The following is a 16,786-nucleotide window of genomic DNA, read 5'->3' on the forward strand; positions in this document are numbered from 1 at the left end:
AATTTTCTCTAATTAAAATAATCCCAAGTAATTTTTAAACCTTCTCTAACTGTGAACTGAGGTTTATAACCTAAAAGTTTTTCTGCCTTAGAAATATTTGCTAAAGAATCTCTTACATCTCCTTGTCTAGGCGGTCCGTAAACAGCCTTCAATTCCGACTTCGCAGCTATACGTAAAGATTCCCATAAATAATTAATTGTAATACGCTCACCACAAGCTACATTAAAGACTTCATTTTTCGCAGCCTTAGATGCAAAAAACCCTTTAACGTTGGCTTGCACAACATTATCTATAAATGTAAAATCTCTTGTTTGTTCACCATCACCATTTATTTTAGAAGGCTCATTATCATTTAGTGCTTGCATAAATAATGGAATTACTGCAGCATAAGCACCATCTGGACTCTGTTTAGGTCCAAACACATTGAAATATCTTAAACCAATTACATCTGTATCATATGTTGTTCCAAATACATCAGCATAAAGTTCGTTTACGTATTTAGTCACTGCATAAGGTGATAAAGGTTTACCAATTGTATCTTCTACTTTCGGCAAACTCTTACTATCCCCATAAGTAGAACTTGAAGCTGCATAAACCATGCGTTTTACTGTAGGACTGTCCTTAAGAGCAATCATCATATTCAAAAACCCTGAAATATTAACTTCATTAGTCGTTGCTGGATCATTAATAGATCTAGGCACTGAACCCAATGCCGCTTGGTGAGATACATAATCAATCCCTTCCATTGCTTTTTTACAAGTATCTAAATCTCTAATATCGCCTTCTATTAATTCAAAAGCAGGATTATCATGAAATTCTGTTAGATTCTTGCGATGACCATTAGAAAAATTATCTAATACTCTTACTTTCTTAGCATTATATTTCAATAAATATTCTACAAGATTTGAGCCAATAAAGCCGCCGCCGCCAGTAATTAAAAAACTTAACTGAGAAATATCCTCAGCATGATGTGGGTTTGAGTACATAGATATGAATGATTTGGTTTATAAACGTGCGTCAACACTATCATGAGGTAATAGAGACTTTACATCAAAAACTACACTCTTATCAGATTTTAAATTATCCAAAGATAATTTTAGAAATTCATTATGGGAGACAGCTAAAATAATAGCATCATAATCAGATTTTAATTCGGATATTGATGATTTCAAATCTAAATCATACTCATGCTTAACTTCTTCTTTTGAAGCCCAAGGATCATAAACATCTACATTAACATGATACGATTGAAACTCTTCAATAATGTCAATAACTCTTGAATTTCTTATATCTGGACAATTTTCCTTAAAGGTAATTCCTAATACTAAAACATTAGAACCTTTTATTGTTGCACCTTTGTTAATCATCATCTTAACGGTTTCGGTTGCTACATAGCTTCCCATACTATCGTTCATTTTACGACCTGCTAATATAATTTCGGGGTTATATCCAGACTCTATTGCTTTCTGAGCTAAGTAATAAGGATCAACACCTATACAATGGCCACCTACTAACCCAGGTGAAAATTTTAAAAAGTTCCACTTTGTACCTGCTGCTTCTAATACTGCTTTAGTATCAATATTTAAAAGTCTAAAAATCTTAGATAACTCGTTTACAAAAGCAATATTAATATCACGTTGAGAGTTTTCAATTACCTTTGCAGCTTCTGCGACCTTTATTGAGGGAGCTAAATGTGTTCCAGCTGTTATAACTGTCTTATATAAGTTGTCAATTTTCTTAGCCATTTCAGGAGTTGAACCAGATGTTACTTTTAATATTTTGGTAACAGTATGGTGTTTATCACCTGGATTGATACGTTCAGGAGAGTATCCCGCATAAAAATCTTTATTGAATGTTAAACCAGAGGTCTTTTCAACAACTGGTATACATATATCTTCAGTTGCACCGGGATATACAGTTGATTCATATACAACAATATCACCTTTACTCATTGCTTTACCAACAGTTTCACTCGCTTTAATAAGTGGTGTAAATACTGGCTTATTTAAAGCATCAGTAGGAGTTGGTACGGTAATTATGTAGACATTAGTTTCTGATAAGGCATTTACATCATCAGTAATATATAATCCTTTATCTGCTTTTAAATCTGTTGTTAAAACAGATTTAAGATTATCGTCTTCAACCTCTAATGTTTTATCAACACCAGAATTTAATTCATTGATTCGCTGCTTATTAATATCAAAACCAACAACGAAGAATTTTTTTGCAAATTCTACGGCAAGGGGCAAGCCGACATAACCTAATCCTATGATTGCAATTTTGTCTTCAGAATTTTTCATTTGTTTAAAGTAGATTTTAAAATGAGTGTCAAATCTAAGTAAAAACTGTAATTCTCAACATAATTTTTGTTGATTTTCACTTTATCTACCCAAATAACCGTTCTATTGTAGTGCTCTGGGTCTTTTTGACGTTCTAATACACGTTCTTCATCCTTATATTTTAAGGTTGCTTCACCTGTAATACCTGGTTTAACTCTTAAAATAATGCGATTTACCCCTCTTAATTCGTCAGCAAACCCCTGTATATCAGGTCTTGGACCAACAAAACTCATATCCCCAATTAGTACATTAAATAGTTGAGGTAATTCATCTAATTTAGTCCTACGAAGATATTTACCTATAGTTGTTGCATTCTTTTCTAAATGCCCTAATTTATGAGCACTATTTATTAGTGTACGGATTTTATAAATTTTGAATAATTTACCTTGTTGCCCAACCCTTAATTGAGAAAACAACCCAAACTTATTAGTATCAATAGTTGCAATAATAATAAGAAGTATTGTTGGAATAATTAACACAGGTAGCACTAGCAAGACTAAAACAATATCTAATAATCGTTTTAAGCGAAGCTGAGTTGTAGAAATCAAAATTTAGTTTTTATATAAATTATAATCTTTTGAAGAAATTCAACAGCCTTTTACCAAGCGAAAATTTATCTCTTTCGTGATAAGCATTACCATAGACACCGTAACCATAGCCATAGCCGTAACCATAACCGTATCCATATCCATATCCATAATTATGATTATTTTTATGTCTGTAAAAATTTAGTACAAAACTGATATTCTTTAATTCACCTGTTCGATACTTTGCATTAACAAGTTGAAGCATCCCTTTTTTAGTATAATCTAATCTCACCATAAAAATAGTAGCATCTGCATACTGAACTAATTCTAATGCGTCAGTGACTAAACCTAATGGTGGAGTATCTAATATAATAATATCATATTGAGCTTTTAGTGTACTTATTAATTCTCTCAATTTATTACCCATTAACAATTCCGAAGGATTAGGAGGTATTGGTCCAGACGTAATCAAATCTAAATTCTCTATGTGAGTATTTATAATAATTTCATCTAATTCACTATCACCAATTAGATAATTAACAACTCCTTTGTCGTTAGTTATATTAAAATCATCGAAGATCTTTGGCTTACGCAAATCAAGGCCAAGTAAAATAGTTTTCTTATCAGAAAGTGCATAAACAGTAGCTATATTAATAGATGTAAATGTTTTACCTTCACCACTAACAGACGATGTAATCATTAAGGTATCTGCTCTAGTATTTATATTTGTAGTATTATTTTTAAAAATAAATTGTAAACTAGAACGTATTGCCCTAAAGGATTCCGCAACTGCAGATTTTGGCTTCTCGTATGCAACAAGATTATTTTTGTAACGATATTTACCAATTAATCCTAAAATTGGAATTTTTGATATTTTCATAATCTCATCCGAACCATGAATTGTACTATCAAGTAAATAAATTATAAATATCAAAAACATAGGTGTAAAGAAACCTATCATTAATGCCATCATATAATTTAATGATTTATTAGGCCCAATAGGTGCATTACCAATATCTTTAGCTTCATCTATAACTGTAATATCAGATATGTTTGCCGCTTTTACAATGGCAGCCTCACCTCGTTTAGCCTGATAAATATCGTAAGCCTCTCTACTTAAATCTAGCTTCCGTTGAATTTTTAAATACTCTTGTTGGTCTTCAGGCAGTCCAATCAGCTTAGCTTCTAAATTTCCTATTTTTCTCGCAATCGCATTTAATTGAACACCAATAGTATTTTTTGTGACATTAATAGATTCAAGTAGAACATCCTTTTCTGTATTGATTTGACGATCTATATCTTCAAAAAGAATAGAACCTTCTTTTGTAGAGTATTCAAGATTACGCCTTTCTACAGAGAGAGCAATAATGTTGCGAACTCCAGTTAATATATTTCCCTCTTCAATTCCTACTGAAGTTGGTGCTGCAATTTTTGTGTAATCAGTTTTGGTCTTTAAGTAACTTTGAAGACTATTTAAATAATTTAATTTAGACTCTTCAGTTAATTTTTCTTGATCATAACTTTTTAGTTGATCCGAAATTTGACTAATTTCTTCTTCAACATTGAAGACTTTATTTAATTTTCTAAAGTCGTTCATTTCGTTTGTTACTAATTTCAGATCATCGTTTACTGCACCAAGACTACTGTCAATAAATTTAATTGTATTAGTTGCGTATAAATTCTTTCGTTGGAGCTCAGTCCTACTTAAAATTGCTGAAGTAGCATTTAAAAAATCGACAATTTTAGATTTGTTTTTTCCAACTAAAGATAATTTTAAAACAGAAGATGACTCCCTTGAAAAAGGTTCTATCTTTATAGCATTCTTATAGTTATTTACTACCGAATCAAAATTCAGATATCTCACATAAAAAATATCTTCCTCTGAAATTAAGTCGCCATTTTTTAAATTAATAATTCCATTAAAAAATGGAGTATTCACAGTCTGACCAAACTTAAATGTTTTCGAAAATAATTCAGGTCTTACTAATACTGCTATCCTTTCTTTTGTACCAAAAATCTGTCCCTGTACACTATTAGATTCAAAGTTATATGATAATTCGTAAGATGTTTTATTCAGAAATTTTATTTGAATTTCCTTGCCAAGCATTTGAGGTTTTGACTTGTCAGTTATAACTTCAAATGGTGCAGACTTATATATATCAGTTAAATGGTACTTACCTTGTACTAAATACTCCTTATAAAATTCTAATGAGTCAACTACTAATTCATTGTGCGTTCTTGTTTTTATCTCAGTTAAAATACTACCCACTTTACCAGAAACTCCACCCCAATTAAACGAGATACTCGTATTAGAAGTAAAAAAAGGATTCTGATCATTATCTATTGTTATTAGAGAATCTAAACGGTAAATATTCTCCTTTCTAACATTAATAAAATAGGCTACAATAAGCCCAGCACCAATACACAATAAAACAAGTTTCCAAAGATTAAGTGCTTTAAATAGAAAACCCTTAAAATCAAAACCTACACGCTGTGAGTCTTGAGAATCTATATCATCATAATCTTTATAATCCATGTATTATAATCGTGTAAAAAGTAAAACTGATGTGGTTAAAAGAGAGACTATTGTTGCTATAGTAGACAATGTTGCAACTGCTGTTTCACCAGTACCGATTGACTTCTGCTTTAATGGTTTAACATAAATAATATCATTTGGCTGAATGTAATAATACGGAGACTTCATAACATTTATATCTGTCAAATCTAAATGGTGTATTTTCTGACCTTGTGGATATTGCCTTATAATTAAAACATCTTTTTTATCTCCAGTTAAAGGAATCTCTCCAACATTAGCAATAGCTTCAAATATATTTACTTTCTCAGTAAACAATACTGTGCTACCGGGAGTTCCTACCTCACCATTGGCTGTAAATCGTAATCCTGCAAGTTTTACAGTAACAAAAACACTTGCAGTGCTTTTAAATTGTTCATCGAGTAATTTTTTCTCCACAATTTTTTCAATTTCTTCTGTTGTAAAGCCTAAAACATTAATGTATCCTAGTGTTGGTATTCTAATATTTCCGTGCACATCTACAGTAAATCCATCAAAGTAAGCACGTTCAGCACTACTTGCATTAAGATTTTCTTCTCCAATAGGGTTTAAGATTTCAACAGTCTCTTGATCTAAAGCTTTCACTCTAACATTAAGAATATCATTAATTTGAATCCTATAAGGTTTCTGAATCTCTATAAGGTTATTTGGTATCGTATCATTTGTAGAATTCTCTTTATTCTGAAGATAAATTGTGTCTTTATGTGGAATACATGATGAGACTATAATAGAACTAAGGACAATAATCAAAAGCTTTATGCTTTTCATAAGTAGAATGGATGTTTACACACAAATATAATGCATCAATAGTAATAACAAAACTATTGGGTTTCTTTTTGGTTTATTTGCGTTTCTTTGTAAAAAAAATTAATTTGAATTACCTCAACGTAGAAAATATATCTAAGTCTTATGGAGAGCTTATCCTTTTCAAAGATTTGTCATTTAGTATTCATAAAGACCAAAAAATTGCCTTTGTTGCCAAGAACGGAAGTGGTAAAACTTCGATTCTTAATATCCTCTCTGGTAAAGATGCACCTGATGTTGGCCAAATAGTTGTTAGAAAAGGATTGCGATTAGCTTTCCTTGACCAAGAACCCGATTTAGATCCCAAACTTTCAATTGAAGAGACCATTATAGCATCAGATATTCCGGTACTTACAACTATTGAAGCTTATGAAAATGCATTAAAGAATCCTGAAGACTCAGAAGCTTATCAATTAGCATTTGAAGCTATGGATAGTAATAATGCTTGGGAATTCGAAACGCAATACCAACAAACACTCTCACAACTCAAATTAGATGACTTAAGCTTAAAAGTAAGCACCCTTTCTGGAGGCCAAAAGAAACGATTGGCTTTAGCTCAAGTACTACTGAGTAAACCAGATATTTTAATTTTAGATGAGCCAACCAATCACTTGGATTTAGAAATGATTGAATGGCTAGAAGATTATTTTGCCAAGACTCAGCAAACACTTTTTATGGTGACTCACGATCGCTATTTTTTAGAGCGTGTTTGTAATGAAATTATAGAATTAGACCAAGGTCAACTTTATACTTACAAAGGCAATTATTCCTACTATTTAGAAAAGAGAGATGCAAGAATAGAAAATGAAGCTACCGAAGTTGGTAAAGCAAAACAACTATTTAAAAAAGAATTGGCTTGGATGCGTCGTCAACCTAAAGCCAGAACTACAAAATCTAAAAGTAGAATTGATGATTTTTCTGAAATAAAATCAAAAGCACATAAAAGACGTAATGATCACCAAGTCCAATTAGAAATTAATATGGAGCGTCTTGGCAGTAAGATTATAGAGTTTCATAACGTATCTAAAGCTTTTAAAGACAAAACAATTCTTAATGGTTTTGAATACACCTTCAAAAAAGGAGAACGTATTGGCATCATTGGCAAAAATGGAACAGGAAAGTCTACATTTCTAAACTTATTAACTCAGAGTATACAACCAGATGCTGGTAAGGTTGTTATTGGTGAAACCGTAAAAATAGGTTACTACACACAAGGTGGAATTAAAGCAAAACCCAACCAAAAAGTCATTGATGTAATTAAAGAATTTGGTGATTATATACCTCTTGCTAAAGGGAGACAAATTAGTGCTCAACAATTATTAGAACGCTTTTTATTCGACAGAAAAAAGCAATGGGATTTTGTCGAAAAGTTAAGCGGAGGAGAACAAAAACGATTGTATTTATGTACGGTTTTAATTCAGAATCCTAATGTATTAATCCTAGATGAGCCCACAAATGATTTGGATATTGTAACGCTCAATGTTCTAGAAGACTTTCTTATGGATTTTCCAGGAGTGCTTCTTGTCGTTTCTCACGATCGTTATTTTATGGATAAGATTGTAGATCACATGTTTGTATTTAGAGGACAAGGAGTTGTAGATGATTTTCCAGGAAATTATTCTGATTTTAGAGCTTATGATAATAGCAAGTCAAAGCAAATCGAACAGCCTAAAAAAACAGATAATACTAAAGCAGTAAAACAAAATGATGCTAATAAATTGTCTTATAATGAGCAAAAAGAATACAAAAACATTGAATCCAAAATCCGTTCGTTAGAACTCGATAAAAAAGCATTGGAAGCCAAATTCAATAATCCTGAATTATCTCAAGAAAATATTAATAAGCTTTCTGATGAGCTTCAGATTATTATCGATACTATAGAAGAAAAGGAAATGCGTTGGTTTGAATTATCAGAAAAATTAGAAGGGTAAATGTATCAGGTTATATCCAATATAAAATTTTTACTTAAATCTACGAATCAGCACGGAGTGCATTCACCATTCATCTACAATTTTGTAACTGAGTGTTTATATGATAAGGTAAATTATTCGGCCTATCATAAAATTAAAGATTATAAGAATATTCTAAAAAGCTCTAAGGTATTATTAGACATTACAGATCTTGGAGAAGGTTCAAAAAAGCTAAGTTCTAAAAAACGCCATGTCAGCAAAATGGTAAGGATTTCTAGCAGTTCAGAAAAGGAAACAAAACTGCTTTTTAGAGTGACTCAATATTTTAATTTCAAATCCATATTAGAATTAGGAACCTCATTAGGTATGGGTACATATGCTATAGCGTTAGCAAATAAATTTTCAAAAATTTCTAGTGTAGAAGGTTGTCCCAATACATCAGATTTTGCTAAATCAAAATTTAAAGATCTAGACGTTAATAATACAACATTCATTAAAGGAGATTTTACGGTGATTATTTCCACACTTAATGAACATAAATATGATTTCATTTTCTTTGACGGTCATCATAATAAAGCAGCAACTATACAATATTTCGAATCTCTTTTACCTAAAGCACATAATGAATCTGTTTTTGTTTTTGATGATATATATTGGTCTCAAGGCATGACAGAAGCATGGGAGTATATTAAAGCTCACAATGCAGTAACAGTAACTGTAGATTGCTTTCATTTGGGCTTTGTTTTTTTTAGAAAAGAGCAAGTAAAAGAACATTTTAAAATAAGACTGTAACAACATACTAATTTTAACGTCTTATTTGTTGAACTGACTTTCAAATTCTTTTATCTTGCAAAGGATTTAAGCAACCAAGACTATTTAACTATGAGTGGCAACGTCATTGAGATTAGAAACATTATTAGAGATTTTAAATTAGGACAAGAAATTGTTCATGTATTAAAAGGTATAGATTTAGACATAAAAGTCGGTGAGTATGTTGCTATCATGGGACCATCTGGTTCTGGTAAATCTACTCTAATGAACTTACTAGGTTGTTTAGATACACCTACGGCTGGCTCTTACAATTTAAATGGAAAAGACGTGAGTCAAATGAGCGACGACGAATTAGCTGAAATCAGAAACACAGAAATAGGCTTCGTTTTTCAAACCTTTAATTTATTACCTAGAACTACAGCTTTAGAGAATGTAGCATTACCAATGATTTATGCAGGTGCTTCAAAAAAGGAACGTCAACATCGTGCCTCAGAAGTATTAACTGATGTTGGTTTAGCAGATCGTATGGATCATAAACCTAATCAACTTTCTGGTGGGCAAAGACAGCGTGTGGCAGTAGGTCGTGCGTTAGTTAACAAACCATCTATCATTTTAGCAGATGAGCCAACTGGTAACCTAGATTCTAAAACTGGTACGGAAATCATGGCACTCTTCGACGAGATTCATTCAGCTGGTAATACGGTCATTATGGTAACACACGAAGAAGACATCGCAGCGCATGCTAAACGTGTTATTCGTTTACGCGATGGCATTATTGAGAGTGATACTTTTAATAGTTAAATAATTCTTTTTAAACCTTTTAATAATTTACAATACATAGTCATAATAAATAAAATGACCTTTGATATTATTGAAAATAACTACTTAAGAAACCATAAAAATTGGTTTATATACAAATGGTTTTTATTTGCTATCATTGGAGTATTCCTTTTAAAATCTTTTGGAAAATTAGACCATATCCAAATAAATCATCTTATTTGGGATATTATATTCTTATTATTAATGATTTTATCCCTTTTTAATTTATTTTACTATCCAAAGGTTTGGACATTTAAAATAGAAAATAATATTGTGGAAATCAAATACAATAATAAAGCTCAAAGTTTTAAATATTATAACTCAGAAAAAATTATTGATGATTTAAAAAACATCAAAACAGTCAAACTTTGGAATATTTATAGTAATCAATCTACTTTAAAACTTGATAGTGACATTCAAATTACTATTTCCGTGAATAAGTCTCAAATTGAGATGATTAAAGCATATTTAATTAAATCTAACATTATAATACTTAAAACAGATTTCATAAATTCAATCAAAAGGTGGTTTAAACAATAAGAATTAGACATTTTTCTCACAATCGCAATCTCATTCAAACTTTTCACTTTCCACTTATAACTTTTTAACTCATAACTCTTAACTTTGTTTACATGAAAGTATACACAAAAACAGGAGACAAAGGCACCACTGCTCTATTTGGTGGAACTCGTGTTCCTAAGCACCATATAAGAATAGAAAGTTACGGTACAATTGATGAGCTCAATTCTCATATTGGACTCATTAGAGATCAAGACATTGAACAGTTATACAAAAATACTTTAATGGAAATCCAAAATCGACTATTTACTGTTGGTGCTATACTAGCCACAGACCCAGAAAAAGCGACTTTAAAAAATGGTAAAGCAAGATTGAATATTCCTAAAATATCTAACGAAGATATTGAGCGGCTAGAAAAGGAAATGGATCTTATGGAAGATAGCTTACCTCAGATGACGCACTTTGTTTTACCTGGTGGTCATCAAGCGGTGTCATTCTGTCACATTGCACGTACAGTATGCCGTAGAGCCGAGCGTTTAGCGACACATCTTAATGATTTAGAACCATTTCAACCTGAGACTTTAATGTATATTAATAGACTTTCTGACTACCTTTTTGTGTTGGCACGGAAGTTGTCCAATGATTTACAAGCTGAAGAGATAAAATGGATTCCTAAGAAAGAATCATAGAACATTTATTCAATTTCAGAATAGGATTAATTATTGCAACAGTTAATCCGAAACAAAAGTTGAAGATTACACGTTCTTTATATTAATGATTAATTAATTTAATTTTTTCTTGAATTATTCAACTAAAAAATTATTTTTGCAAAAATTAAATTACACAAAGCAATGTATTGGACATTAGAATTAGCATCGTATTTAAGTGATGCACCTTGGCCGGCAACAAAAGATGAACTTATTGACTACGCGATTAGAACAGGAGCTCCTTTAGAAGTTGTTGAAAATTTACAAGCAATAGAAGATGAAGGGGATTCTTACGACTCTATTGAAGAAATTTGGCCAGATTATCCAACTGACGAAGATTACCTCTGGAATGAGGATGAATATTAACATATAATATTATCACAAATAAAGTCTCTTGCGTTATTATAACTAAGAGACTTTTTTTATTTTCGAATACTCTGTATTTAGAAATATTACCTAGCCTTAAAACGCTAGTTTTTTTTAATGAAATTAAAACACAGACTGACACCAATCAATCTGATCAAAATATAAAACATGGGCATATTAGATAAAGTACTTAAAGTGTTTGTTGGAGATAAATCCAAACAAGACGTAAGTGCTATAACACCAATTGTAGATAAAATAAAAACTTTTGAAGGAGCACTTGAAGCCTTGTCACACGACGAACTAAGAGCAAAGACTATTGAGTTTAAAGAGAAAATTGCTGAAGCAAGAAAGCCACTTCAAGACCAAAAAGAAGAACTTCTAGCCAAAGCAGAAGTCACTGAAGATATAGATGATCGTGAAGACATCTATTTGGAAGTTGATAAACTTGAAGATGACATTTACGAAGTCACAGAAGGTGTTTTAAACGATATTCTACCAGAAGCCTTTGCTGTAGTTAAAGAAACAGCAAAACGTTTTGTACATAATACCGAAATTCCTGTGACTGCCAATGCATTTGATAGAGAAGTTTCTGGAGACAATGATTATGTAACTTTAGATGGTGATCAAGCGATTTGGTCAAACTCTTGGGATGCTGCAGGTAAGCCAATTACTTGGGATATGATTCATTACGATGTTCAGTTAATTGGAGGTGTAGCGATGCACCAAGGTAAAATTGCAGAGATGCAAACTGGTGAAGGTAAAACCCTTGTAGCGACGCTTCCTGTTTATTTAAATGCCTTAACTGGTAGAGGAGTTCACTTAGTAACTGTAAATGATTACTTAGCAAAGCGAGATAGTGCTTGGATGGCTCCAATATTTCAGTTTCATGGAATGAGTATCGATTGTATCGATTACCACACGCCAAACTCTGACGCAAGACGTAAAGCATATAATGCAGATATTACATACGGTACAAATAATGAATTTGGTTTCGATTATTTACGTGATAATATGGCTCATGCACCTGAAGATTTAGTGCAACGTCCACACCATTATGCTATTGTCGATGAGATAGATTCTGTATTAGTCGATGATGCACGTACACCATTAATTATTTCTGGTCCTGTACCAAAAGGAGATGAGCACGAGTTTGATGCTTTAAAACCTAAAGTGCAACAAATAGAAGCTGTACAACGTAAATATTTAGTAGGTGTTTTGGCCGAAGCTAAAAAGTTAATTGCAGCTGGTGATACTAAAGAAGGAGGTTTTCAATTATTAAGAGCATTTAGAGGTATTCCTAAGAATAAAGCATTAATTAAGTTTTTATCCGAAGAAGGAGTTAAACAATTACTTCAAAAAACGGAAAACTTCTACATGCAAGACAACAATAGAGAAATGCCTAAAGTAGATGCAGAGCTCTATTACGTTATAGATGAAAAAAACAATCAGGTAGAATTATCTGATAAAGGTGTTGAATTCTTATCTGGTGAAGACAATCCAAATTTCTTTGTCATGCCAGAAATGGGGATGGAAATTGCTAAGATTGAAGATCAAGGTTTATCCTCTGAGGCAGAAGCGGAACTTAAAGAAGTATTGTTTAGAGATTTCAATGTGAAGTCAGAGCGTATCCACACACTCAACCAATTATTAAAAGCTTACGCTTTATTCGAAAAAGACAATCAATACGTTGTTATGGACAATAAAGTAATGATTGTAGATGAACAAACTGGTCGTATAATGGATGGTCGCCGTTATTCTGACGGATTACACCAAGCGATTGAAGCTAAGGAAAACGTAAAGATTGAAGCTGCTACACAAACTTTTGCGACGGTTACGTTACAGAACTATTTCAGAATGTATCGTAAACTGTCCGGTATGACAGGTACTGCGGTCACTGAAGCTGGTGAATTCTGGGAAATCTATAAATTAGATGTGGTAGAAATTCCTACCAATAGACCAATTGCTAGAGATGATAGAGACGATTTAGTGTACAAAACTAAGCGCGAAAAATACAATGCTGTAATTGACGAAGTTACAGAATTATCACAAGCAGGTAGACCAGTTCTTATTGGTACAACCAATGTAGAGATTTCTGAACTTTTAGGTAAGATGTTGAGCATTCGTAAAATAGAGCACAATGTCTTAAATGCAAAACAACACAAAAGAGAAGCTGATATTGTCGCTCAGGCAGGTAATGCAGGCCAAGTAACAATTGCCACCAACATGGCAGGTCGTGGAACTGATATTAAACTGAGTGATGAAGTAAAAGCTGCTGGCGGTTTAGCCATAGTAGGTACTGAGCGTCACGATTCGCGTCGTGTAGACAGACAGTTACGTGGTAGAGCTGGTCGTCAAGGAGATCCGGGAAGCTCACAGTTTTATGTGTCTTTAGAAGATAATTTAATGCGTCTGTTTGGTTCTGAACGAATCGCTAAGATGATGGATAAAATGGGCTTAAAAGAAGGAGAAGTTATTCAGCATGGAATGATTTCTAAATCTATTGAACGTGCTCAGAAAAAAGTAGAAGAAAACCAATTTGGTGTTCGTAAGCGTTTATTAGAGTATGATGATGTAATGAATGCACAGCGTGAAGTTGTTTATAAACGTCGTCGTAATGCTTTAGAAGGTGAACGTTTACGTGTCGATTTAGCTAACATGATATTTGATACCTCTGAAGGTATCGCTATGAATAATAAAGGTGCTAACGATTATAAAAACTTTGAGTTTGAATTAATTCGTTACTTCTCAATGGCCTCTCCTATTTCTGAAGCAGACTTCGGAAAGATGAGCGAACAAGAAATAGCTGGAGTCATTTACAAAGAAGCCTTTAAGCACTATCGTGAAAAAATGCAACGTGCTGCAGATTTAGCATTTCCAGTCATTGAGAATGTATACAACACACAACGTGATAAGTTTAAACGTATCGTTGTACCTTTTACAGATGGTGTTAAAAATCTTCAAGTTGTAACAGACTTAGAAAAAGCTTTTGAAACAAAAGGTAAACAGTTAATTAATGATTTTGAAAAAAATATTACGCTTGCCATTGTAGATGACGCATGGAAAACACATTTGCGTAAAATGGATGAATTAAAGCAGTCTGTACAGTTAGCTGTTCACGAACAAAAAGATCCCTTATTAATTTATAAGTTTGAGTCTTTTGAGCTATTTAAAGCCATGATTGATCAAGTGAATAAAGATGTAATTTCGTTCTTATTTAAAGGTGAAATACCACAGGAAACCGCAAGTAATATTCAAGAAGCAAAACGTCGTAAACAAGAAAAGCTTGAAACGCAGAAAGACGAAATCCCTAATATGGATGAACGTGCTTCTCAAAGCAGACAAGCAGGTGCTAATGCTTCTAGACAGCAACAAGTCGTTGAAACCATTGTTAGAGAACAACCAAAAATTGGTCGTAACGATCGTGTAACTATTAAGCACGTAATGAGTGGCGAAAACAAAACTGTAAAATATAAACAAGCCATTCCTTTAATTGATAAAGGAGAATGGGTTTTGGTGAATGATTAACCAAACATAAAATTTGTCATCCTAAACTTGTTTTAGGATCTAAAATCCTGATGTAAACCATCAGGATTTTTGTTTCAGCTACACGTCATTTCGAGTGAAATTCCTTTTTTAGAATTTTGTATCGAGAAGCATTACAAGTAAATAAGATTCTCGATATAATTTTCTCATTCTTCGAAAACCTTCTCGAACTTACGATAATATAACTTAAAAGTGGGTGTGCCTGATTTTTATTAACTTTAAAAAGTATAAAGTATTGACACATGAAACATATCAACATAGCATTAATTTTCGCAGGACTTTTATTTTCTTGCAATTCTACAGACAAAACTAAAACAGATGAATCCTCTGCTACAGAAACAAAAGCCGAAATAGCTCCAACAGACAACAATATAGAATTTAAAACTATCGAGACAGATGAAGCCTTAATTGCAACTGCATTAATGGCCGCACCAGAAGAAAGCAGATTAGGATGTAAAGTTATTGGTTATAATATGGCTGGTGAGTTTGTAACATTAAAAGAAGGAGATAACGAATTTATTGTCCTTGCAGATGATCCTAATAAAAAAGGTTTCAGTGCTGCATGTTATCATAAAGACTTGGATCCTTTTATGGCAAGAGGACGCGCTTTAAAAGGAGAAGGAAAGAAGCATCAAGAAATTTTTGACATCCGAGAGGCAGAAGTAAAATCAGGTCAGCTTAAATTGCCAAGTGGTTTAACCATGCACATTTACTATGGTACAAAAGCAATGTATAACCCAGAAACTTCAAAAGTAGATGAAGCTAGGCTGCGCTATGTAGTATACATGCCATATGCAACATCAGAATCTACAGGTCTATCAGAGGCACCAGTAGCTTCAAATCATCCTTGGATTATGAATCCTGGAACTCATAGAGCACATATTATGATTTCACCTTTACCAGAGGGTAGCAAGTAATTTACAAAAACTATTTCTTAATACTAATATTAATTGAAAAAAGTCATTCGATTACTTTAACAACTTAAATTTAATTATGTCGAATTAGCTTTGCACAATGATTAAAGTTTTTGATTTTTTTATAACTACCTAATTCGTTTTATAAAATTTGATTTGATATGTTAAATACTATAAATTATAATTTAGAGCTAGTAAAAATCATTATTAAATCACAAATTTAAAACCCTAAATCTCCAAATAAGACTATATAACACATAAATAATCGATTAAACACTTATATTTGTAGTATTATTCTTGTTAATTTTTTTGTTATTCATTTATTTTAATATGTTTACGACATAATAATATTTTAACCCCAAATTTTAAACCTATGAAATTAAAGTTACTATTAGTATTTACCATTTGTTCTATGGTATCTATTGCACAAACAAAATCGAATAACAACAGTATTGAAGATTCCCAAAATTTTTCTTCAACTACCAACAATTATTCAACTGCAAGTCTAAATCTAAATGACAAATATGATGAAGCAGTAAAATTTTACCAAACTATTACAGATGATTTTATTTATTTTAAAACTACAGAAATGTGTGGTGAATTTTCCGTTTCAGTTTATGATATCTATGGTAATCTGCATCCGGTAGAAACTAATAAAGGCTCTATTAATATGAGTGAATTAAAAAAGGGAATTTATATTATTCTTTTTACCTGTAAAAAGTTTAGCATTGCAAAGAGCATTGTTGTAAAATAAAACCTAAAAATTAAGCCCTAATTTAAATTGGCTTTATAATAAACTTAAAATCACCTTTGTTTCATTGGTGGTTTTTTGTTTTTAATTACAGATAAGGGAGAAGAAGAATATATAAAGGCAACTTCTAACTAATGATGATTCTAATTTTATTTACGCGGCTATAAATTATGATTTATACATCCTTTATAGAGGATAAAACCACTATTTACGGGATTTTAAGAAGTTATTTCCTTGTACATTA

General features: G+C 32.0%; 14 protein-coding genes. 9 read left to right on the top strand and 5 right to left on the bottom strand.

Annotated elements, in window-relative coordinates; all coding sequences use genetic code 11:
- Positions 1-8 precede the first annotated feature (8 nt).
- Genes WPG_RS00920 through WPG_RS00940 form a run of 5 tightly spaced genes read right to left on the bottom strand, consistent with a single transcriptional unit; the run spans position 9 to position 6,206 of the window.
- The gene (locus WPG_RS00920) at positions 9-986 is read right to left on the bottom strand and encodes an SDR family oxidoreductase (protein ID WP_045468180.1); all 978 of its coding nucleotides are present in this window, start codon (positions 984-986) and stop codon (positions 9-11) included.
- An 18-nt stretch (positions 987-1,004) separates the two neighbouring features.
- Positions 1,005-2,300 carry a nucleotide sugar dehydrogenase gene (locus WPG_RS00925; protein ID WP_045468183.1) on the bottom strand — a complete coding sequence of 432 codons (1,296 nt, stop codon included), beginning with the start codon at positions 2,298-2,300 and terminating at the stop codon, positions 1,005-1,007.
- Entirely contained in the window at positions 2,297-2,887 is a 591-nt protein-coding gene (locus WPG_RS00930; protein WP_231850231.1) for a sugar transferase, read from the bottom strand. Before WPG_RS00930 ends, WPG_RS00925 begins: the two co-directional genes overlap by 4 nt.
- A gap of 19 nt (positions 2,888-2,906) precedes the next feature.
- Positions 2,907-5,402 (bottom strand): polysaccharide biosynthesis tyrosine autokinase, encoded by a 2,496-nt coding sequence (locus tag WPG_RS00935; protein WP_045468185.1) that lies wholly within the window; start codon positions 5,400-5,402, stop codon positions 2,907-2,909.
- Positions 5,403-5,405: 3 nt separating this feature from the next.
- Complete coding sequence (locus tag WPG_RS00940; protein WP_045468187.1) at positions 5,406-6,206, bottom strand: polysaccharide biosynthesis/export family protein; 801 nt, start codon at positions 6,204-6,206, stop codon at positions 5,406-5,408.
- A 104-nt stretch (positions 6,207-6,310) separates the two neighbouring features.
- On the opposite strand from WPG_RS00940, the gene WPG_RS00945 reads away from it, so the two are divergent.
- From WPG_RS00945 to WPG_RS00985, 9 genes are all read left to right on the top strand, one after another.
- The gene (locus WPG_RS00945) at positions 6,311-8,173 is read left to right on the top strand and encodes an ABC-F family ATP-binding cassette domain-containing protein (RefSeq protein ID WP_045475018.1); all 1,863 of its coding nucleotides are present in this window, start codon (positions 6,311-6,313) and stop codon (positions 8,171-8,173) included.
- Positions 8,174-8,944, top strand: coding sequence for an O-methyltransferase (locus tag WPG_RS00950; RefSeq protein ID WP_045468189.1), 771 nt, complete (start codon positions 8,174-8,176; stop codon positions 8,942-8,944).
- 90 nt (positions 8,945-9,034) lie between these two features.
- Positions 9,035-9,724, top strand: a complete 690-nt coding sequence (locus WPG_RS00955; protein ID WP_045468191.1) for an ABC transporter ATP-binding protein — start codon at positions 9,035-9,037, stop codon at positions 9,722-9,724.
- Between the two features lie 54 nt (positions 9,725-9,778).
- Positions 9,779-10,282 carry a hypothetical protein gene (locus WPG_RS00960; RefSeq protein ID WP_045468195.1) on the top strand — a complete coding sequence of 168 codons (504 nt, stop codon included), beginning with the start codon at positions 9,779-9,781 and terminating at the stop codon, positions 10,280-10,282.
- Positions 10,283-10,374: 92 nt separating this feature from the next.
- Entirely contained in the window at positions 10,375-10,950 is a 576-nt protein-coding gene (locus tag WPG_RS00965) for a cob(I)yrinic acid a,c-diamide adenosyltransferase (RefSeq protein ID WP_045468198.1), read from the top strand.
- Positions 10,951-11,112: 162 nt separating this feature from the next.
- Entirely contained in the window at positions 11,113-11,334 is a 222-nt protein-coding gene (locus tag WPG_RS00970) for a DUF2795 domain-containing protein (protein ID WP_008272287.1), read from the top strand.
- A gap of 168 nt (positions 11,335-11,502) precedes the next feature.
- Positions 11,503-14,859, top strand: coding sequence for a preprotein translocase subunit SecA (gene secA / locus WPG_RS00975; protein WP_045468201.1), 3,357 nt, complete (start codon positions 11,503-11,505; stop codon positions 14,857-14,859).
- 260 nt (positions 14,860-15,119) lie between these two features.
- On the top strand, positions 15,120-15,794 hold the full coding sequence (locus WPG_RS00980; protein WP_045468203.1) for a hypothetical protein: 675 nt from the start codon (positions 15,120-15,122) through the stop codon (positions 15,792-15,794).
- A gap of 370 nt (positions 15,795-16,164) precedes the next feature.
- The gene (locus WPG_RS00985; RefSeq protein ID WP_144374395.1) at positions 16,165-16,545 is read left to right on the top strand and encodes a T9SS type A sorting domain-containing protein; all 381 of its coding nucleotides are present in this window, start codon (positions 16,165-16,167) and stop codon (positions 16,543-16,545) included.
- The last annotated feature ends 241 nt before the right edge of the window (positions 16,546-16,786 follow it).

It is taken from the genome of Winogradskyella sp. PG-2, assembly GCF_000828715.1.
Classification (GTDB): Bacteria; Bacteroidota; Bacteroidia; order Flavobacteriales; family Flavobacteriaceae; genus Winogradskyella.

Excerpts from the sequence above, each read along its gene's own strand:
- WPG_RS00920 (WP_045468180.1), bottom strand. The coding sequence starts at position 986 with ATGTACTCAAACCCACATCATGCTGAGGATATTTCTCAGTTAAGTTTT.
- WPG_RS00925 (WP_045468183.1), bottom strand. The coding sequence starts at position 2,300 with ATGAAAAATTCTGAAGACAAAATTGCAATCATAGGATTAGGTTATGTC.
- WPG_RS00935 (WP_045468185.1), bottom strand. The coding sequence starts at position 5,402 with ATGGATTATAAAGATTATGATGATATAGATTCTCAAGACTCACAGCGT.
- WPG_RS00940 (WP_045468187.1), bottom strand. The coding sequence starts at position 6,206 with ATGAAAAGCATAAAGCTTTTGATTATTGTCCTTAGTTCTATTATAGTC.
- WPG_RS00950 (WP_045468189.1), top strand. The coding sequence starts at position 8,174 with ATGTATCAGGTTATATCCAATATAAAATTTTTACTTAAATCTACGAAT.
- WPG_RS00955 (WP_045468191.1), top strand. The coding sequence starts at position 9,035 with ATGAGTGGCAACGTCATTGAGATTAGAAACATTATTAGAGATTTTAAA.
- WPG_RS00960 (WP_045468195.1), top strand. The coding sequence starts at position 9,779 with ATGACCTTTGATATTATTGAAAATAACTACTTAAGAAACCATAAAAAT.
- WPG_RS00965 (WP_045468198.1), top strand. The coding sequence starts at position 10,375 with ATGAAAGTATACACAAAAACAGGAGACAAAGGCACCACTGCTCTATTT.
- WPG_RS00970 (WP_008272287.1), top strand. The coding sequence starts at position 11,113 with ATGTATTGGACATTAGAATTAGCATCGTATTTAAGTGATGCACCTTGG.
- secA (WP_045468201.1), top strand. The coding sequence starts at position 11,503 with ATGGGCATATTAGATAAAGTACTTAAAGTGTTTGTTGGAGATAAATCC.
- WPG_RS00980 (WP_045468203.1), top strand. The coding sequence starts at position 15,120 with ATGAAACATATCAACATAGCATTAATTTTCGCAGGACTTTTATTTTCT.
- WPG_RS00985 (WP_144374395.1), top strand. The coding sequence starts at position 16,165 with ATGAAATTAAAGTTACTATTAGTATTTACCATTTGTTCTATGGTATCT.